The organism is Pseudoalteromonas sp. SWYJZ19, assembly GCF_015864375.1.
Classification (GTDB): Bacteria; Pseudomonadota; Gammaproteobacteria; order Enterobacterales; family Alteromonadaceae; genus Pseudoalteromonas; species Pseudoalteromonas arctica.
Window position 1 is genome coordinate 155,742 of record NZ_JADYXI010000007.1, and the last position, 19,453, is coordinate 175,194.

The 19,453-nt window shown below is 39.9% G+C and carries 16 protein-coding genes; 13 read left to right on the forward strand and 3 right to left on the reverse strand.

What is annotated here, in order from left to right:
• Window positions 1-281: 281 nt before the first annotated feature.
• The 5 genes from pdhR to I6F45_RS09530 all read left to right on the forward strand — a co-directional run bounded on the left by pdhR (window position 282) and on the right by I6F45_RS09530 (window position 8,323).
• On the forward strand, window positions 282-1,031 hold the full coding sequence (gene pdhR, locus I6F45_RS09510; RefSeq protein ID WP_007586129.1) for a pyruvate dehydrogenase complex transcriptional repressor PdhR: 750 nt from the start codon (window positions 282-284) through the stop codon (window positions 1,029-1,031).
• Between the two features lie 90 nt (window positions 1,032-1,121).
• On the forward strand, window positions 1,122-3,788 hold the full coding sequence (gene aceE / locus I6F45_RS09515) for a pyruvate dehydrogenase (acetyl-transferring), homodimeric type (protein WP_010553346.1): 2,667 nt from the start codon (window positions 1,122-1,124) through the stop codon (window positions 3,786-3,788).
• 10 nt (window positions 3,789-3,798) lie between these two features.
• A complete protein-coding gene (gene aceF, locus I6F45_RS09520) occupies window positions 3,799-5,718 on the forward strand; it encodes a pyruvate dehydrogenase complex dihydrolipoyllysine-residue acetyltransferase (protein WP_197160335.1) in 1,920 nt (639 codons plus the stop codon).
• A 175-nt stretch (window positions 5,719-5,893) separates the two neighbouring features.
• Complete coding sequence (gene lpdA / locus I6F45_RS09525; protein WP_007586124.1) at window positions 5,894-7,318, forward strand: dihydrolipoyl dehydrogenase; 1,425 nt, start codon at window positions 5,894-5,896, stop codon at window positions 7,316-7,318.
• A gap of 324 nt (window positions 7,319-7,642) precedes the next feature.
• A complete protein-coding gene (locus tag I6F45_RS09530) occupies window positions 7,643-8,323 on the forward strand; it encodes a tRNA-uridine aminocarboxypropyltransferase (RefSeq protein ID WP_165742233.1) in 681 nt (226 codons plus the stop codon).
• Window positions 8,324-8,333: 10 nt separating this feature from the next.
• Here the strand turns inward: I6F45_RS09530 and I6F45_RS09535 are convergent, their stop codons facing one another.
• The gene (locus I6F45_RS09535; protein ID WP_165727149.1) at window positions 8,334-8,849 is read right to left on the reverse strand and encodes a hypothetical protein; all 516 of its coding nucleotides are present in this window, start codon (window positions 8,847-8,849) and stop codon (window positions 8,334-8,336) included.
• Between the two features lie 933 nt (window positions 8,850-9,782).
• On the opposite strand from I6F45_RS09535, the gene I6F45_RS09540 reads away from it, so the two are divergent.
• Genes I6F45_RS09540 through I6F45_RS09555 form a run of 4 tightly spaced genes read left to right on the forward strand, consistent with a single transcriptional unit; the run spans window position 9,783 to window position 14,416 of the window.
• Window positions 9,783-10,787, forward strand: a complete 1,005-nt coding sequence (locus tag I6F45_RS09540; RefSeq protein ID WP_197160337.1) for a Fe(3+) ABC transporter substrate-binding protein — start codon at window positions 9,783-9,785, stop codon at window positions 10,785-10,787.
• Window positions 10,787-12,418 carry an ABC transporter permease gene (locus tag I6F45_RS09545; RefSeq protein WP_165727150.1) on the forward strand — a complete coding sequence of 544 codons (1,632 nt, stop codon included), beginning with the start codon at window positions 10,787-10,789 and terminating at the stop codon, window positions 12,416-12,418. The genes I6F45_RS09540 and I6F45_RS09545 overlap by 1 nt, the downstream gene beginning before the upstream one ends.
• Window positions 12,419-13,468, forward strand: a complete 1,050-nt coding sequence (locus tag I6F45_RS09550) for an ABC transporter ATP-binding protein (RefSeq protein ID WP_197160339.1) — start codon at window positions 12,419-12,421, stop codon at window positions 13,466-13,468.
• Between the two features lie 48 nt (window positions 13,469-13,516).
• Window positions 13,517-14,416, forward strand: coding sequence for a Dyp-type peroxidase (locus I6F45_RS09555; RefSeq protein WP_165741245.1), 900 nt, complete (start codon window positions 13,517-13,519; stop codon window positions 14,414-14,416).
• A 7-nt stretch (window positions 14,417-14,423) separates the two neighbouring features.
• On the opposite strand, the gene argR is transcribed toward I6F45_RS09555, so the two are convergent.
• The gene (argR, locus tag I6F45_RS09560) at window positions 14,424-14,891 is read right to left on the reverse strand and encodes a transcriptional regulator ArgR (protein WP_002957753.1); all 468 of its coding nucleotides are present in this window, start codon (window positions 14,889-14,891) and stop codon (window positions 14,424-14,426) included.
• 225 nt (window positions 14,892-15,116) lie between these two features.
• On the opposite strand from argR, the gene mdh reads away from it, so the two are divergent.
• Window positions 15,117-16,049: a malate dehydrogenase gene (gene mdh, locus I6F45_RS09565; protein WP_007586102.1), complete on the forward strand. Its 933-nt coding sequence runs from the start codon at window positions 15,117-15,119 to the stop codon at window positions 16,047-16,049.
• 86 nt (window positions 16,050-16,135) lie between these two features.
• Here mdh and ispB read toward each other — a convergent pair whose 3' ends face one another.
• Complete coding sequence (gene ispB / locus I6F45_RS09570) at window positions 16,136-17,107, reverse strand: octaprenyl diphosphate synthase (RefSeq protein ID WP_007586099.1); 972 nt, start codon at window positions 17,105-17,107, stop codon at window positions 16,136-16,138.
• 422 nt (window positions 17,108-17,529) lie between these two features.
• Between ispB and rplU the strand changes: the two genes are divergently transcribed.
• The 3 genes from rplU to cgtA all read left to right on the forward strand — a co-directional run bounded on the left by rplU (window position 17,530) and on the right by cgtA (window position 19,413).
• Window positions 17,530-17,841 carry a 50S ribosomal protein L21 gene (rplU, locus tag I6F45_RS09575; RefSeq protein ID WP_002957748.1) on the forward strand — a complete coding sequence of 104 codons (312 nt, stop codon included), beginning with the start codon at window positions 17,530-17,532 and terminating at the stop codon, window positions 17,839-17,841.
• Between the two features lie 16 nt (window positions 17,842-17,857).
• Entirely contained in the window at window positions 17,858-18,115 is a 258-nt protein-coding gene (rpmA, locus tag I6F45_RS09580) for a 50S ribosomal protein L27 (RefSeq protein ID WP_002957747.1), read from the forward strand.
• A 140-nt stretch (window positions 18,116-18,255) separates the two neighbouring features.
• The gene (cgtA, locus tag I6F45_RS09585; protein WP_007586086.1) at window positions 18,256-19,413 is read left to right on the forward strand and encodes an Obg family GTPase CgtA; all 1,158 of its coding nucleotides are present in this window, start codon (window positions 18,256-18,258) and stop codon (window positions 19,411-19,413) included.
• Window positions 19,414-19,453 lie beyond the last annotated feature (40 nt).

Genomic DNA, 19,453 nt, shown 5'->3' on the forward strand with positions numbered 1-19,453 from the left:
CAATAAAATAGAGCTAATATTCTAATTTGTTCTGGTCAGACCAATTGTTTTCATCCTATTAACGTTATAACAATTTTTGTAAATTGCGCATTGTTTAATCTTCGTTCAAAATGCGTTACGCTACTTTAATTGCTCAAGTTACCTGTAAATTGACAGCTAATAAGGTTTTTGATACCGTATTGAAAATTTTTGGTATGACCAATTTACCTTTTGGGTAAATCATACTACTCAAAGCCCCGCTTTATGGGCTCTTGGTATTTATACAACGCGGACGTTGATTCATGTCTTTAAAGATCAAAGCAGCAAAGTTATCTGATGTTATTTTACAGCAACTCGAGAACATGATTCTTGAGGGCTCGTTAGCACCAGGTGAAAAGTTGCCACCAGAGCGTGAACTAGCAAAGCAATTTGAAGTGTCTCGCCCGTCACTGCGTGAGGCAATTCAAAAATTAGAAGCGAAAGGTTTAGTTACGCGTCGCCAGGGTGGCGGCACGTTTGTAAAAAATCAGCTCGAAGAAGGGCTTACTGATCCACTTTTTGATTTGATTAGTAAACACCCTGAGTCGCAGTTTGATTTACTTGAATTTCGTCATGCATTAGAAGGGATTGCTGCTTACTACGCGGCACTGCGCGGGACCAGCAACGATTTTAGCAAAGTGAAAGAAAGCTTTGATAAAATTGCCCTAGTTAATGATGATTTACAGCAAAAAGCAAAAGCAATTAATGCATTTCACTTTAGCGTGGCAGAAGCCTCGCATAATGTGGTGTTACTGCATTTAGTAAGAGGCATGAAAGCGCTGCTTGAGCAAAATGTATTGCAAAATTTAACTGTTTTATTAAAAAAGTCAGATATTAGCAGTCAATTAGCCCAACACAGGCGTTTATTAATGGATGCCGTTATTGACGGTAATCCAGAACAAGCCCGTTTAGCAAGTAATGCGCACTTAGCATTTATAGAAGAAGCACTACTTGAAGCAGGCAAAGAACATTCGCGAATTGAACGTAGTTTAAGACGCACTAAACAAAATTAAGTTAGTACATAACTACTTTGAACACATAAATTAAGTAGCTGTGATATTAAATTAACAATATTCGTATTTTAAACATAAGGAAACCTCCATATGTCTGAAGTCAATAAAATTGACGTAGACGCGCTAGAAACACAAGAGTGGTTACAAGCTCTTGAATCAGTTGTGCGCGAAGAAGGTGTTGAACGAGCTCAGTTTTTACTTGAGCAAGTATTAGAGCAAGCCCGTTTAGACGGCGTTGATATGCCAACGGGTATTACCACGAACTACGTTAATACTATTCCTGTAGATCAAGAACCTGCTTACCCGGGTGATGTAAATCTTGAGCGTCGTATTCGTTCAATTATACGTTGGAACGCGATTATGATCGTTCTACGTGCATCTAAAAAAGATCTCGACTTAGGCGGCCATATGGCGTCTTACCAATCATCTGCTGCATTTTATGAAGTGTGTTTTAACCACTTTTTTAAAGCACCAAATGATGTAGACGGTGGTGACTTAGTTTATTACCAAGGTCATATTTCTCCAGGTATTTACGCACGTGCATTTGTTGAAGGTCGTTTATCGGCTGCACAACTAGATAACTTCCGCCAAGAAGTTGATGGCGAAGGCTTACCATCGTACCCTCACCCTAAGTTAATGCCTGAATTTTGGCAGTTCCCTACGGTATCAATGGGCTTAGGTCCTATTTCGTCTATTTACCAAGCACGCTTCTTAAAATACTTAGATGGTCGTGGCTTAAAAGATACTAAAAACCAACGTGTATACGCGTTTTTAGGTGACGGTGAAATGGATGAGCCAGAATCACGCGGTGCAATCTCTTTTGCTGCACGTGAAAAATTAGATAACCTTTGTTACTTAGTTAACTGTAACTTACAGCGTTTAGACGGCCCAGTTATGGGTAACGGTAAAATTATTCAAGAGCTAGAAGGCTTGTTTAAAGGCGCTGGCTGGAACGTAATTAAACTAGTGTGGGGCAGCGGTTGGGATATTCTTCTAGCTAAAGACACAACGGGTAAATTACTACAGTTAATGAACGAAACTGTTGATGGCGATTACCAAACATATAAAGCTAAAGATGGCGCGTACGTACGCGAAAACTTCTTTGGTCGTTACCCAGAAACAGCTGCACTTGTTGCTGACATGACAGATGACGAAATTTTCGCGCTTAAGCGTGGTGGTCATGAGTCATCAAAATTATTTGCTGCATTTAAAAAAGCAGAAGACACTAAAGGCCGTCCAACTGTAATTCTTGCTAAAACTGTAAAAGGTTACGGCATGGGTGAAGCAGCTGAAGGTAAAAACATTGCGCACCAAGTGAAAAAAATGGACATGTCGCATGTTGCGCATTTACGTTCACGCCTTGGTCTTGACGATTTAGTATCTGAAGAGCAACTTGCAGAACTACCTTATTTAGAACTTGAAGAAGGTTCACCTGAGTATAAATACCTACATGCTCGTCGTGATGAACTTAAAGGTTACACACCTAAGCGTATTCCACGTTTTAGTGAAAAACTTACGTTGCCAGAAGTAGACGCGTTTAAGCCGCTACTTGAAGAACAAAAACGTGATATTTCTACGACTATGGGTTTTGTTCGTGCACTTAATATCTTATTAAAAGATAAAGGCATTGGTAAAAACATCGTACCAATTATTGCCGATGAAGCGCGTACATTTGGTATGGAAGGTTTATTCCGTCAAATCGGTATTTACAATCCGCATGGCCAAAACTATACGCCACAGGATCGTGATATTGTTTCTTACTACAAAGAAACTGTATCAGGGCAAGTGCTTCAAGAAGGTATTAATGAGTTAGGTGCAATGTCGTCATGGGTTGCTGCTGCAACTTCATATAGCACTAACGATTTACCAATGATCCCGTTCTACATTTACTACTCTATGTTTGGTTTCCAACGCGTTGGCGACATGGCATGGATGGCGGGCGATCAACAAGCACGTGGTTTCTTATTAGGTGCTACTGCGGGTCGTACAACGCTAAATGGTGAAGGCTTGCAACACGAAGATGGTCACAGTCATATTCTTGCTAATACGGTTCCTAACTGTATTTCATATGACCCAACTTACGCGTTTGAAGTTGCTGTTATTGTACAAGACGGTATTCGTCGTATGTACGGTGATGACCAAGAAAATATTTACTACTACCTAACGCTTATGAACGAAAACTACCATCAGCCAGCTATGCCAGAAGGCGCTGAAGAAGGTATCCGTAAAGGTATTTACAAGCTTGAAAGTTACGAAGGTAAAAAAGCCAACGTACAGCTATTAAGCTCAGGTACTATTATGACTGAAGTGCGTAAAGCCGCTACGATTCTAAGCGAAGAGTATGGCATTGCGTCTGACGTGTTCTCTGTAACGTCTTTCAACGAATTAACGCGTGAAGGTCAAGATGTTGAACGTTTCAATATGCTTAACCCTGAAGGCGAGCAAAAAACAGCATTCATCACAAGCGTATTAAACGACTCTGTGACTGTTGCAGCAACGGATTACATGAAAAACTACGCAGAACAAGCGCGTTCATTCATTCCAAGCAGCAACTACAAAGTGTTAGGTACAGATGGTTACGGTCGTTCTGATAGCCGTGAAAACCTACGTCGTCACTTTGAAGTTAACGCGGGCTACGTTGTTGTTGCTACGTTATCTGAACTTGCTAAACGCGGTGAAGTTGAGAAGTCAGTAGTTGTTGAAGCACTTAAAAAGTTCAACATCGACACTAACAAACTTAACCCACTGTACGCATAAGAGGTTTGCAATGAGTATTGAAATTAAAGTACCAGATATTGGTGACGATGAAGTAGAAGTAACCGAAATATTAGTAAGCGTTGGCGACAAAGTAGATGTGGACCAATCATTATTAAATGTTGAAGGCGACAAAGCATCAATGGAAATACCTGCTTCGCAAGCGGGTACAGTTAAAGAAATTAAAGTAAATGTTGGCGACACCGTTACAACAGGCTCTTTAGTATTTTTGTTTGAAGGCGAGAGTGAAAGCACTGGTGAAGAAAAAGCATCAGCCGCTGCTCCAGCTAAATCTGAAGAGGCAGCACCTGCTGCTTCTACAGGTTCTTCAACTAAAGAAGTAACCGTACCAGATATTGGCGATGATGAAGTTGAAGTAACTGAAATCATGGTTGCTGTTGGCGACACCGTTTCAGAAGAGCAATCTATCTTAAACGTGGAAGGCGACAAGGCAGCAATGGAAGTTCCCGCTCCATTTGCCGGTATAGTTAAAGAAATTAAAGTCGCCGCTGGCGATACAGTTAAAACAGGCTCATTAGTGTTTGTTTTTGAAGTAGCAGGAAGTGAATCTGCAGCACCGGCTAAAGAGTCGGCTCCTGTAGAAGCGCCAGCAGCTAGCTCAACAGCAAACGCAGCACCAAGTACTAAAGAAGTAAATGTACCTGATATTGGTGGCGATGAAGTTGAAGTAACTGAAATTATGGTTGCAGTTGGCGATACGGTTGAAGAAGATCAATCAATCTTAAACGTTGAAGGCGACAAAGCTGCAATGGAAGTACCAGCTCCATTTGCCGGTACAGTTAAAGAAATTAAAGTAGCCGCTGGCGATAAAGTATCGACTGGCTCATTAATTTTTGTATTTGAAGTTGCAGGCAGCGCGCCAGTAGCAGTATCTGCACCAGCTGAAAAATCAGCACCTGCAGCTGCGGCTAAAACCGAGTCGGCACCGGCTCAAGCGGCACCAGCAAAAGCAAGTAATGAAAGCTTCACAGAAAACAGCGCGTATGCTCATGCATCACCTGTTGTTCGCCGTTTAGCGCGTGAGTTTGGTATTAACCTAGCTAATGTTAAAGGCACTGGTCGCAAAGCCCGTATAGTTAAAGAAGACGTGCAAAACTACGTTAAAAACTTAGTTAAGCAAGTTGAGTCTGGTCAATTGTCAGCAGGTAGTAGCGCTGGTGGTAGCGAGCTTGGTCTTATTCCATGGCCTAAAGTTGATTTTGCTAAGTTTGGCGAAATTGAAGAGCAAAAGCTGTCTCGTATTCAAAAGCTATCAGGCAAAAACTTACACCGTAACTGGGTGCAAATCCCACATGTTACACAGTTTGACGAAGCTGATATCACAAGCCTTGAAGTATTCCGTAAAGAGCAAAATGTGCTTAGCGAGAAGAAAAAGCTGGGTGTTAAAATTACGCCGCTTGTGTTTGTAATGAAAGCAGCTGCAAAAGCACTTGCTGAATTTCCAAAATTCAACTCATCGCTTTCTGAGGACGGCGAAAGCTTAATCCTTAAAAAGTACATTAACATTGGTGTTGCAGTTGATACGCCAAACGGTTTAGTTGTACCAGTGTTTAAAGATGTTGATAAAAAAGGCATTATTGAACTATCACGCGAATTAATGGAAGTATCTGTTAAAGCACGTGACGGGAAGCTTACATCGTCTGATATGCAAGGTGGTTGTTTTACTATTTCTAGCCTTGGCGGTATTGGCGGTACGGCATTTACGCCGATTGTTAATGCACCAGAAGTGGCTATTTTAGGTGTGTCTAAATCTGAAATGAAACCTAAATGGAATGGCAAAGAGTTTGAACCAAAACTAATGGTTCCGCTGTCTATGTCATACGACCATAGGGTTATTGACGGAGCCTTAGCTGCACGCTTTACTGTGACTCTTGCAAGTTACATGAGCGATATTCGCCAATTGGTGATGTAATCGCTGGACAATGAATAGAATCAAATCCCAGCCAGTTGTTTTTAGCTGGGATTTTTACCATTTGCAATGATACAATCTTTGCACAAATTTGTGATCTGCTCTCACTTTCTGCCTTGCAGAAACATGGCAGTTAAACTTTAGGGCAGTGTCCCGTTCAAACAATTAAGGTAATAGCATGAGCAACGAATTAAAAACTCAAGTTGTTGTACTAGGCGGTGGTCCTGGTGGTTACTCTGCGGCATTCCGCGCTGCTGACTTGGGCTTAGAAGTTACATTGGTAGAATCTCGTGAAACATTAGGCGGCGTATGTCTTAATGTTGGTTGTATTCCTTCAAAAGCACTTTTACACGTAGCTAAAGTGATTGATGATGCAGCTGAAATGTCATCTCATGGTGTTACTTTTGGCGCACCAAAGATCGATCTTGACCAAGTTCGTACTTGGAAAGATTCTGTAGTTGGCCAGTTAACTGGTGGACTAGAGGGCATGGCTAAAATGCGTAAAGTGAAAGTTGTATCTGGTTACGGTAAATTCACTGGCAGCAATACTTTAGTAGTTGAAGGCGAGAAAGACTCTACAACTATCACGTTTGATAACGCGATTATTGCAGCAGGTTCTAAACCAGTTAACTTACCTTTCATCCCACAAGATGACCGTGTAATTGATTCAACTGGCGCGCTAGAGCTTAAAGATGTACCAGAAAAACTACTTGTACTTGGTGGTGGTATTATCGGTCTTGAAATGGGTACGGTTTACCGTGCACTAGGTTCTGCAATTGATGTTGTAGAATTTGCTGACCAATTAGTTCCAGCAGCTGATAAAGACATTATCAAAATTTACCAAAAATACGTAAGCAAAAAATTCAACGTAATGCTTTCAACTAAAGTTGTTGGTGTTGAAGCTAAAAAAGATGGCTTATACGTAACGTTTGAAGGTAAAAACGCACCAGCAGAACCTGTACGTTACGACAAAGTGCTTGTTGCAGTTGGCCGTACTCCAAACGGTAACTTACTTGATGCTGAAAAAGCGGGCGTAAACGTTGATGAGCGTGGCTTTATTAATGTTGATAAGCAATTACGTACTAACGTAAGCCATATTTTTGCAATTGGTGACTTAGTTGGCCAGCCTATGCTTGCGCATAAAGCGGTTCATGAAGGTCATGTTGCTGCAGAAGTTATTTCTGGTCAGAAGCATTTCTTCGACCCTAAATGTATTCCTTCGATTGCGTATACTGACCCAGAAATCGCTTGGGTAGGTGTTACTGAGAAAGAAGCAAAAGAGCAAGGCCTAAAAATTGAAACTGCGGTATTCCCGTGGGCAGCTTCTGGTCGTGCTATTGCATCATCTCGTACTGAAGGTTCTACTAAACTTATTTTTGATAAAGAAAGTGGCCGTATAATCGGTGGTGCTATGATCGGTATTAACGCGGGCGAAATGCTTGGCGAAATCGGTTTAGGTATTGAAATGGGTGCTGATGGTGAAGACTTAGCGCTTACTATTCATGCTCACCCTACATTGAATGAATCAATCGGCCTTGCAGCTGAAATTTTTGAAGGTTCGATCACTGACTTACCAAACAAAAAAGCAGTTAAAAAGAAGTAATTTAACTTTTTAGCATTTGTTTGAAAAACCCAACTTTGGTTGGGTTTTTTTATGCCTGGTTTTTAATTTAAGAGATGTTGAATTAATTCAATGATACCAATCTGCTTATATATGGGGTCTATTTAACGTTAAGAAAATTACGCTAGAACTAGGCAAAAGTTTTTGTATCTAGTTGTTCTAAATAAAAAATTTTTAACGACGTTATAGTGCAATTTAATTCGTTAAATTGATCAAAGATTTATGCAGGTTGGTATGACTATAAATATAAGATTAAATAGCGATAAGTCGTTACAATGCGCGCTTAATTAATTGAAGGTAAATACAGTGAAAAACTCAGTTTTAGCATTACGCGCTCAACAAATAAGTGAATCCCGTCGAGAGTTTAATGCTCGAGGCGGTAAATTAGATCGCTGTGAGCAATGCTTAATAGCTAAGCACTACTGTATTTGTAAAGGTGTTGAGCATGCAGATTGTAAAGCAGCTGTGTGCTTATTAATGTATCACAATGAAAGTTTTAAACCTTCTAATACTGGGCGCTTAATTGCTGAAATAGTGCCAGATAACCACGCATTTAGATGGGATAGAACAGACCCTAACCCCGCTCTTTTAGCTTTAATAAATGATTCACAATATCAGCCAATGGTAGTATTCCCTGCTGAAGATGTAGAAGAGGGCAGGGCCATTACCGAAATAAGTATTGAAGAGGGTAAAAAACCGCTATTTATATTTTTAGATGGTACCTGGCGTGAAGCTAAAAAAATGATTCGCAAAAGCCCATACTTAGATAACTTGCCTGTACTTTCTGTTACTGCTGATAAACTATCTGATTACCGATTACGTGTTGCCCCTCATGCGCATCAACTAGGCACTGCTGAAGTGGCTATTATGGTGCTAGCGCTTGCGGGAGAAATGGATGCATCTTCTAAATTAGAACAGCATTTTATTAAGTTTCGTGATGCGTATTTGCTTGGTAAGCGCAATAAAGGCCGACCGCTAGAAGAGTAGTTTTACGCAGTTAAGCGAAAGCTTGCTGCTCTTTTAAGTGAGCAAGTGCTTTATTTTGAATTGCTCTGAAGCCTTCTTCAGATGTTAATTGTAAAACCGTATTATATAATTGGCTTACGCTATTGTGAGCCTGAATAAACGAGGTGCAGTCCTCACCAATCATATCCTTAGCCTCTTCGACTCGCTTTAAAAAGTAACAGCTAATATCGGTTTTTCCTTTAAAGTGAGTAGTCGCAATAGCGTTAGATATTCTATTAAGCTGATAACTAAATTCATCAGGTCGAGAACCCTCACCCCATTTACTAATAGAAATATCGCTTTCTAACTGGATAATTACGTTAAGTATGTTTTTAAACTCACTCATTGGCATATTTAAAAAGTTATAACCTTTGGGGCTAAATAAAGCTTTATACGGATTTTCGTTGGGAGTTTGGGCACTAAAAACGCCAATTGGTTTTGCTGTACTTGCGTCTGATACTTTACATAAAAAGGTATTGCTTTGCGGCGTTTTAAAATTCATATCCATTGAGTATTTATGATCCTTGCGTTACTTAGTTATCGGCGCAATTAATGAAAAACTTAGCGAAATTTAAAATATTAATAAAGTATTTGAAGGTATTAATATTGATTAGCTGGGATGCAGTATTACCCTGCAAAAGTTAGTGGTAGTTGCTTAGAGCTTTACTAAACCCAAATTTTAGGCAAAGAAAAGCGCGCTCTATCTCTAGGCGCGCTTGCGGAATCTTCTAATTTTCTGCATCCTGCAATTGAACTTAATCAACTCCAATTTTTACTAATCCATGTTTATTACTATATTACTTTTTAGTTCTATGTAATGTAGACCATCCGGGCCTGTATCCTTAAATTCCTAAACATCCTGTAGGGTAAATACTATTACCAAATCCTTAATTACACTTCCTAGTGTATCCCTATTTTAACCAATCCATTGTGTTGCCTTAAAGGCCTGTCCATTTATTCCTTAAACATCCTGTTAAACAACTTAGCCGTGTTGTTATCCTTTTCGCATCTTCCTGACGCTGTCCTTTTTACAACATCGCGTTGTGATACTCATCCTGAGCCTGTCCTAAAATCCGTGTTGTCCTGGTAACCTAATCATTGGTTGAGTAAGCAGTCCATTTCCTTTTACTCAATAAGCGTCATTGCTTGGTTGATGCGTAAATTATAGTGCAATAGAGCAACTAAAATAGGGATAAAACTACATTCAATTAGTATTTATGCAATAGCAATAATGTAAATGTTCAATAAATACAGTTGCTTAGGAGGTTTTTGTGTGTTTTTTATCTTGATTTTTACTCATTAGCTGTCACATCCGTGAGACATCTCTTACACTGCATTTCCTTTTTGGGCGTTATTTACATATTTACATTTATTTAAAGTGTGCACTTTTTGAATGAGCGCGGTAGAATTCGATGATAATAACAATTATTTAGGTGAAATAATGAAGACAGTATTTACACTTTTTTTAGGATTAGCAGCATCGGCACCAGCCTTTGCAAGTGACGTTGTTAATATCTATTCTTTTCGTCAGCCGTTTTTGATTCAGCCAATTTTAGAAGATTTTACAAAACAAACGGGAATAAAAACCAATGTTGTTTTTGCTAAAAAAGGGTTAATTGAGCGTGTTAAACGCGAAGGTAAACACAGTAAAGCCGATTTAGTATTAACCTCTAATTTTAGTGCGCTTATTCAATTAGAAGATTTAAAATTAACACAAACTATAAAAAGTGACAGTGTAAATAATAACGTGCCTGCAGCTTTTCGTGACGGTGATGGCCAATGGGTCGCGCTCACTAAGCGAGTGCGTAATGTGTATTCATCAAAAGAGCGAGTTGGTGAGTTACCTAAGCTCACTTATGAAGATTTAGCAGATCCTAAATACAAAGGACAAATTTGTACGCGATCAGGCAAACATCCATATAACTTAGGTTTAGTGGCTTCTATGATTGCACACCATGGTGAAGCGCAAACCAAAGAGTGGCTTGAAGGTGTTAAGGCTAATTTAGCACGTAAACCTCAAGGTAACGATCGTGCTCAAGTTAAAGCAGTTAAAGAAGGTTTATGTAACTTGGCATTAGGTAATAGTTACTATCTTGGTAAAATGCTAGAAGATAAAGAGCAAAAAGGTTGGGCAGAGGCCGTAAATATTAACTTTCCAAATCAAACTAATCGTGGCTCACACATAAATGTTTCGGGTGCGGTTATTACCAAATATGCTAAAAACCCTGAAAATGCATTAAAGCTCATAGAATATATGACCGACAGCAAAGCACAAAACATGTATGCCTCATTAAATATGGAGTATCCAGTTAAGTCGGGTGTTGAACTATCAAGTTTGGTTGCCTCTTGGGGGAGTTTTAAAGAAGACAGCTTGCCACTTGATGAGATTAGTAAATATCGTCCGTTAGCGCTTAAGCTAATTGATGAGGTGAAGTTCGATCTTTAATGACTAATAAATTTAAGCTGTCTAAATGGCAGCTCTTTGCGTGGTCGACTGGCTTAATTCTATCGGCCCCGTTGTTTTTTCTTCTTTTTGAATCTCTACAAGGTAGCTCTGAGGTGTTTTCCCACCTGTGGGATACCGTGCTTTGGGATTACATAACCAATACCGTATTGCTTGTTTTAGGTGTTTGCGTCCTTAGCTGCGCCATAGCTTTGCCACTTGGGTGGCTAACGGCTTACTGTAGTTTCCCGGGTAAAAAACAGTTTGAATGGGCACTTATGCTGCCCCTTGCTATGCCCACCTATATTATTGCCTATGTATACACTGATTTATTAGATTATGCGGGCCCGGTGCAAATAGCGCTGAGAGAATGGTTTGGCTGGCAATCGCCTAATGACTATTGGTTTTTTGATATACGTACATTACCCGGGGCCATCGTTATGATTGCCTTGGTGCTTTATCCGTATTTATTTTTGATTTTTAAAACGGCTCTTCGCGAGCAGTCATTCAAATTAGTACAAGCTAGCCAGTTAATGGGATTATCTCCTTGGCAAAGTTTCTTTAAAGTAAGCTTAGTACTCTCTCGCGGGGCTATTGTGGCGGCTCTTGCGCTTATAAGTATGGAAACCATGGCTGACTTTGCAACAGTGAGTTATTTTGCCGTAAGTACATTAACGACTGCCGTATACGATACGTGGTTTGGTTATTACTCACTTACAGCGGCAGCTAAAATATCGGGTGTGATGTTATTACTGTTATTTTTAGCATTAATGGCAGAGCGCTTTAGTCGTCGTAACCAAGCGGTATTTGAGCGCCAATCAAGTGTAAATAGTGAATCTCTCTATGTATTAAAAGGAAAGTCAGCTTGGCTCGCAACGGCATTTTGCAGCTTTATTTTATTTATCGCGTTTGTAATCCCTATTGCAGTACTTATAAATTACGCCATTACCTACTTTGATAAAGCATGGAATGTAGAGTTTTTTAGTTACGCTTGGCAAAGTTTAAAAGTGGCTGGGGTTGTGAGCCTAATAACGATTACGTTGAGTATTTTTGTCGTTTTTTATCAGCGTGTGGCAAAGCAAACGTATCCGCTTATTCCTGGGCGTTTAGCAAGCACAGGATATGCGTTGCCTGGCACAGTACTCGCTATTGCGGTTTTGTTACCACTTACATTATTAGAGAACACCATTAACACAGCGCTCGAGCCGTATAATTTAGATATTGGCTTACTGCTTACAGGTAGCATTCTTACTATTATTATTGCTTATATTGTTAGGTTTTACGCCATTGCACACGGAGCAATTGAGTCGAGTTTTTTACGTATTAGCCCATCACTTGATATGGCAAGCCAATCAATGGGTAAAAGCCAAGGACAAACACTGCGTTTAGTGCACCTACCTTTACTGCGAAGAGGATTGCTTACTGCTGCTTTATTGGTATTTATTGAGTGCATGAAAGAACTGCCGGCTGCGCTATTGCTCAGGCCGTTTAATTTTGAAAGCTTAGCTACTCATGTATTTCAGTATGTGAGTGACGAGCAGTTAGAGCTTGCTTCTATATCGGCATTATTTATTGTTATTGTTGGGTTTATTCCTTTGTATTTTATTAATCGTTCTATGGAGCAGCGTAGTTAAATGAGTAGTTTAATTTTACAAGGCGTGAGCTATCACTATAACGGTACACAGGTTATTCACGATTTAGATTTAACAGTGGGTAAAGATGAAATAGTATGCTTACTTGGTGCAAGCGGCTGCGGTAAAACAACCACGTTAAAAGCGATTGCAGGTTTAATTGAAGCTAAGCAAGGGTCTATTTTTATAGACGGTAAATTAGTGAGTGATGAGCAATCGTTTGTCTCGCCTGAGCACCGTAACATCGGCATGATGTTTCAAGACTATGCGTTGTTTCCGCATTTGACGGTGGCAAATAATATCGCATTTGGGCTTAGTAAAATGAGTAAAGCTCAAAAGCAGCAACGCGTAGATGAAATGCTTAAGCTGGTACATTTAATTGGCTGTGCCGACAGGTTCCCGCATCAGTTATCGGGTGGCCAACAGCAGCGTGTAGCTATTGCTCGTGCATTAGCTTATAAGCCTAGTTTATTGCTACTTGATGAGCCTTTTTCAAATATTGATACACAAGTACGCTTTGAATTAATTGCCGATATACGTCGAATTATTAAAGCAACTCAAGTATCTGCTGTGTTTGTTACACACTCAAAAGAAGAGGCGTTTGCCTTTTCAGATACACTTGCCATTATGCATCGCGGTAAAATTGAGCAACAAGGCACGCCTGAGCAGCTTTTTGCAGATCCATGTTCAAAGGAGGTTGCAGAGTTTCTGGGTCAAGGCATATACTTGAGCGCAGAAGTATTAACAGCAACTGAATACAAAACACCATTTGGTTTAGTCGAATCTTATGTTGAGAGTAAGCATGACGTAAGCGTAGGGCTTATATATGTACGTCCCCATCAAATAGAATTAGTGGCAGATAACCAAAGTGACAAATTCAGCAAGCGAGCTACAATCATAAGTCGTCGCTTTATTGGTTCGGCGTATGTTTATTCACTTGTTATTGATAAACAAGAAATTGAAGTTGCTGCACAATATGGCCAGTCATTTGAAAATAATGAACAGGTTATAATAAAAATAAAACCTCACACGGTGAATTTTTTCGAATCGTAATTAATTTGTTATTCGCTGTGTTTTTATCTGTAAAACTAAGGAATAACAATGGCGCAAGCGCAATCAGGGATTTGTGCTGAAGCAAACTTACACGGTTTGCACTTATTTTTTAATGTGTTTGATGGTCAAGATGAATCACTTCGCGCAAAGTTAAAACAAGTAAGCGCTATTGAAGAAGAATTTAGCGATCAATTTTCAGAATCAATGCTCTCTTGCATGGTTGCTATTGGTGCGCAATATTGGCCGCATATCCTCCCTGAATACATCCCAAGCGAATTACAGAGCTTTCCTAATATAAACCATAGCGATCATCAAATGAGCGTACAACCGTGCGATTTATTTGTGCAAATTCGCTCTGACCGTGAAGACGTTAACCATTTATTTGCGCTGCAAATTTTAAAACTATTTGCTCCCGATGTTGAGCTGGTGGAGCAAATTCGTAATTTTCGCTTTTTAGATGGTCGTGATTTTAATGGTTTTATTTATGGTGGCGACACCGCACATGGAAGAAAAAAGCGCGCTACGGCTTTAATTAGTAACCCTGGCAATTTTGAAGATCAGGGGAGTTATATTCATGTACAGCGTTATAAGCATGACTTAACTATGTGGCAGCACTTATCATTGAGTGAGCAAGAACAAATAATGGGGCGTACGCGCCTTGATAACACGCTAATTACCCCCGCGATTGAAACCAGCCATGCGTCACGTAGCGAGCTAAAAGACGAAGACGGACAACCGCTACTATTAAATCAGAGCATGCCTTATGGCGATGTGTATGAGCAGGGAATGTTATCAATTACATGCGCTTGTACGGGCACCGCATTTGAAAAAGTACTTAATAGTCGTTTAGGGGAAGGGGAGTGTTACGACCACTGGCTTGATTTTACTCAAGCCGATATGGGTTCTGCTTTCTTTGCGCCTTCAGTCGGGTTTTTAAAACAAATTTAGTTTGCTATTAAACCGTATCAAATAAAATGCGAACACGTTCAAGTGTTACATCTATTTCAGATATTTTAGCAGGAGCGATAAAAATAGTATCGTCGCCTGCAATTGTTCCTAGTACGCCATCTGCTTTACCTAATGAATCTAATAAACGCGCAATAAGCTGAGCAGCACCTGGACTGGTACGAATAATGATCATCATTTCGTTGTGCATAATGTCGATTACTAATTGGCGTAATGGGCTTTTAGCCGTAGGTACACCCATTTCAGCTGGTAAGCAGTAAACCATTTCTTGTTTGGCGTTACGTGTGCGTACAGCACCAAATTTACTTAGCATGCGCGATACTTTACTTTGGCTTATATTGTCAAAGCCTTGATCTTTTAATGCATCAACTATTTCGCCTTGAGAGCCAAAATTTTCTTCTTTTAATAGTGATTTAAATGCTTTTACCAGTGCTTCTTGTTTATCTTGTGGTTGCATAGTCTTTATTCGTTTTTGTTATTTATGCCGCAAATTCTACACAAAAATGAATAATTATGCAGCAGTTGTTTAGTTAACTTGCCAGTTTGATGCGTTAAATCACAAAAGTTTACGACTATGGTCGAAAATATACTTGAAATAGACAGGATAAATTTGTTTTTAGTCGCTAATTTCATTATCTTAAGAGCCACAAATGTTTCCTACCTCAAATTACGGAGAATTCCAATGAAAGTTGCTGTATTAGGTGCTGCAGGCGGTATCGGCCAAGCGTTGTCTTTACTATTAAAAACAGGCTTACCAGCTGGCTCTGAATTATCACTTTATGATGTTGCACCAGTAGTACCAGGTGTTGCGGTTGACCTTTCTCACATCCCAACAGATGTTAAAGTAGCAGGCTTTGGCGCAGACGAATTAAACAAAGCGCTTGAAGGCTCTGACATCGTTCTTATCCCTGCGGGTATGCCACGTAAACCAGGTATGGATCGTGCTGATTTATTTAATGTAAATGCTGGTATCATCAAAACTTTAGCAGAAGGCATTGTTGCTAGCTGTCCTAAAGCGTTAGTAGGTATTATTACTAACCCAGTAAATGGCACAGTTCCAATCGTTGCTGAAGTATTCAAAAAAGCAGGTACTTACGACGCTAAACGCGTATTCGGTATTACTACGCTTGACGTTATTCGTTCAGAAGCATTTGTTGCTGAACTTAAAGGCGTAGACGTAGCAACTGTTAAAGTACCAGTAATTGGTGGTCACTCAGGCACAACTATTCTGCCTCTACTTTCTCAAGTTGAAGGTGTTTCTTTCACAGATGAAGAAGTTGCTGCACTTACTCCACGTATCCAAAATGCGGGTACTGAAGTTGTAAATGCTAAAGCAGGCGGTGGTTCAGCTACGCTATCTATGGGTGCTGCTGCAGCTCGTTTTTGTATGTCTTTAGTTAAAGGCCTACAGGGTGAAGAAGTTGTAGATTACGCTTACGTTGCTGTTGAAAATGGCGATGCAGAGTACTTTGCACATCCAGTACGTTTAGGTAAAAACGGCGTAGAAGAAATTCTTTCTTACGGCGAACTAAGCGCATTTGAAACAAAAGCAAAAAATGACATGCTTGAAACACTGAAAAAAGACATCAAAGAAGGTGTTGATTTCATGGCGTAATAGCCAAAGTAGAATAATAAAAAAGCCTGCATTTGCAGGCTTTTTTATTGCTCAGAATTAATTTCACACTGTGTAACTAGTTAAAACTAGTGGTCGCGGTCAACCGCAATACGAGCAAGGCTTATGAGTGCTTGCTTATAGTCAGACTCAGCTAAAAAGTCTAAACACGCAATAGCTTTGTCAGCTTCAAGCTCTGCTTTTTGCATTGTAAATTCAAGCGCATTAGTTTGCTTTAGTGCCGATAGAATGTCTTCTAAATGCTCCATACCATTACTGTGCTCTATCGCATCACGAATAAGCTGCGTTTGCTGCTCACTACCATGTTGCATAGCATAAATAAGTGGAAGCGTTGGTTTGCCTTCAGCTAAATCATCACCAATGTTTTTACCCAACTGCTCAGCATCTGCATTGTAATCGAGTACATCATCTACTAGCTGAAACGCAGTACCTAAATGCATACCATATAGGTTTAGTGCATCGAGAGTAGTTTGGTCTTGCTCAGTAATAATGGCAGCAAGGCCTGTCGCTGCTTCAAACAACTTAGCTGTTTTAGAGTAAATAACCTGCATATAACTGGCTTCGGTCGTATCTGGGTCGTTGCAGTTCATTAACTGCAATACTTCACCTTCAGCAATAATGTTTGTTGCATCGGCAAGTACTTGCATAACCTGCATTTTTCCAAGGCCAACCATAAGCTGAAATGAACGAGTGTAAATAAAGTCACCAACCAATACGCTAGCAGCATTACCAAATTCAGCATTTGCTGTAGGTGTGCCACGTCGTAAGTTTGATTCATCTACAACATCATCATGCAATAGCGTTGCTGTATGAATAAACTCAACAATTGTTGCAAGTGTTATGTGATCTTTACCCTGATAACCGAGCGCTTTGGCTGCTAAAATCGCGAGCATTGGACGAACGCGTTTGCCGCCACTGCTAACTATATATAAACCAAGCTGATTAACTAACGCCACATCTGAGCGCATTTGCGCATGTATAAGTTGATTGACGTCATTCATATCGCTTTCGATTAACGCCTGGATAGCTTTTATATCCATTGATCTCCGAGCCAATTTTTATGTGTGAACGGCGCAGATTGTACAACAAAAAATGCACTAGCTCGATATTTTGTGACGATTGATTGAAAAAACACTATTAAAGTACTTAATTTAGACTGAATTAGCCAAGATAACTGATTAATTGATAATCAATATACAGTTTATGGTGTGCTTAGATATTAAGCTGTGAGGGTCATATTTGAGTACATTAATTTATTTCGACTAAGAGTTAAAAAGCGCTTGGCAAAAGGGCTAATTAATATAAAATGGGGTAAATATTGAATTGCTCTCAAAGCAGCTACTTTTTATTCATTTTAATTACAAAATAGGCTTGCTAGTTATTTCGCGTTAGCGTAAACTTCGCGCCCTATCGAAGAATATTTTAGTTGCGCCGATTTGAGGGTGCACAGACGGAGTTAATTATGTACGCGGTTTTCCAAAGTGGTGGTAAACAGCATCGTGTGACTGAAGGTCAAACGATTCGTCTTGAAAAATTAGACGTTGAAACTGGTGCGGCAGTAGAATTTGATTCAGTACTTTTAGTTGCTGATGGTGAGAAAATCGAGATCGGTGTACCGTTCGTAAACGGTGGCAAGATAACAGCTGAGGTTGTTTCACATGGTCGCGGTGAGAAGATTAAGGTTGTTAAATTTAGACGCCGTAAGCATTCTCGTAAGCAAATGGGCCATCGTCAATGGTTCACTGAAGTTAAAATCACTAGCATTAGCGCTTAATTAGAGGTACTTAGAAATGGCACATAAAAAAGCAGCTGGTAGTACTCGTAACGGTCGCGATTCAGAAAGCAAACGCCTAGGTGTTAAGCGTTTTGGTGGCGAATCAGTTCTAGCGGGTAGCATCATTGTTCGTCAGCGTGGAACTCGTTTCCACCCTGGTACTAACGTAGGTATCGGTAAAGACCACACTATCTTCGCAAAAGCAGATGGTAAAGTTCAGTTTGAACAAAAAGGTCCTTTAAACCGTAAATACGTAACTATCGTAACTGAGTAATCAGTAAGGTAGTTAAAAACCCCGCCTTTGCGGGGTTTTTTGTTTTGTAGTCAGTCAAAATATATACCCAAGCCTGCATTTGTGTTGGCTTGGGTATATAATAGAGTTATTAAACAAGCCAATCCCTAAAGTGAGTAATCATGAAGTTTGTAGATGAAGTAGAAATTCGCGCAGAAGCTGGAGACGGTGGCAGCGGCATCGTGTCTTTCCGTCGTGAAAAATATGTTCCAGATGGTGGACCAGACGGCGGTGACGGTGGAGACGGTGGTAGTGTTTATCTACAAGCTGATGAAAACTTAAATACCCTAATTGATTATCAGTTTGAGCGCTTTCATAGAGCTGAACGTGGTACTAACGGTCGTAGCCGTAACTGTACAGGCCGAAAAGCCGATGACTTATTTGTTATGGTGCCTGTAGGCACGCGCATCATGGATGTTGATACCCAAGAGGGACTTGGCGACTTAACTCAAGATGGTCAACGAATTTTGGTTGCAAAAGGTGGTTTCCACGGCTTGGGGAATGCACGTTTTAAATCAAGTACTAACCGAGCACCTCGTCAAAAAACATTGGGCACACCCGGTGAAGTACGTAACTTAAAGTTAGAGTTACTATTATTAGCTGATGTGGGCTTGCTAGGATTACCAAATGCAGGTAAATCTACGTTTATCCGCAGTGTATCTGCAGCAAGACCAAAAGTAGCTGATTACCCATTCACGACGCTTATTCCTAATTTAGGTGTGGTACGTCCTGAAGCAAATAAATCATTTGTTATAGCCGATATTCCGGGTCTAATTGAAGGTGCATCTGATGGTGCAGGCCTAGGTATTCGCTTCTTGAAGCATTTAGAGCGTTGTCGTGTGTTATTGCACATTATTGATGTAATGCCGGTAGATGGTTCAAACCCTGTTGATAATGCATTCTCGATTATTAACGAGCTACACCAATACAGTCCTAAATTAGCTGAAAAACCACGCTGGTTAGTGTTTAATAAAATAGATTTATTACCAGAAGATGAAGCAAAAGCGCTATGCGAAGCGATTGCAGAAGAGCTGGGCGAAACTGAAAATATTTATCACATTTCAGCAATTAATAAGCTTAATACTCAACCTTTAATCCACAACATAATGACACTACTTGATAGCATGCCTAAAGAGAAGTTTGTACAAGTTGAAGATGAAGAAGTTGAATTCAAGTGGGATACCTATCATGAAAAAGCCACTAAAGGTAAAGGCAATGATGATGATTGGGACGACTGGGATGAAGATGATTACGACGTAGAAGTTGTCTACGAGCGTTAATTAAATAGAATTTATTAAAAAGGAGCTTATGCTCCTTTTT

Coding starts and splice junctions, on each gene's coding strand:
- pdhR (WP_007586129.1), top strand. CDS start 282: ATGTCTTTAAAGATCAAAGCAGCAAAGTTATCTGATGTTATTTTACAG.
- aceE (WP_010553346.1), top strand. CDS start 1,122: ATGTCTGAAGTCAATAAAATTGACGTAGACGCGCTAGAAACACAAGAG.
- aceF (WP_197160335.1), top strand. CDS start 3,799: ATGAGTATTGAAATTAAAGTACCAGATATTGGTGACGATGAAGTAGAA.
- lpdA (WP_007586124.1), top strand. CDS start 5,894: ATGAGCAACGAATTAAAAACTCAAGTTGTTGTACTAGGCGGTGGTCCT.
- I6F45_RS09535 (WP_165727149.1), bottom strand. CDS start 8,849: ATGGATATGAATTTTAAAACGCCGCAAAGCAATACCTTTTTATGTAAA.
- I6F45_RS09540 (WP_197160337.1), top strand. CDS start 9,783: ATGAAGACAGTATTTACACTTTTTTTAGGATTAGCAGCATCGGCACCA.
- I6F45_RS09545 (WP_165727150.1), top strand. CDS start 10,787: ATGACTAATAAATTTAAGCTGTCTAAATGGCAGCTCTTTGCGTGGTCG.
- I6F45_RS09550 (WP_197160339.1), top strand. CDS start 12,419: ATGAGTAGTTTAATTTTACAAGGCGTGAGCTATCACTATAACGGTACA.
- I6F45_RS09555 (WP_165741245.1), top strand. CDS start 13,517: ATGGCGCAAGCGCAATCAGGGATTTGTGCTGAAGCAAACTTACACGGT.
- argR (WP_002957753.1), bottom strand. CDS start 14,891: ATGCAACCACAAGATAAACAAGAAGCACTGGTAAAAGCATTTAAATCA.
- mdh (WP_007586102.1), top strand. CDS start 15,117: ATGAAAGTTGCTGTATTAGGTGCTGCAGGCGGTATCGGCCAAGCGTTG.
- ispB (WP_007586099.1), bottom strand. CDS start 17,107: ATGGATATAAAAGCTATCCAGGCGTTAATCGAAAGCGATATGAATGAC.
- rplU (WP_002957748.1), top strand. CDS start 17,530: ATGTACGCGGTTTTCCAAAGTGGTGGTAAACAGCATCGTGTGACTGAA.
- rpmA (WP_002957747.1), top strand. CDS start 17,858: ATGGCACATAAAAAAGCAGCTGGTAGTACTCGTAACGGTCGCGATTCA.
- cgtA (WP_007586086.1), top strand. CDS start 18,256: ATGAAGTTTGTAGATGAAGTAGAAATTCGCGCAGAAGCTGGAGACGGT.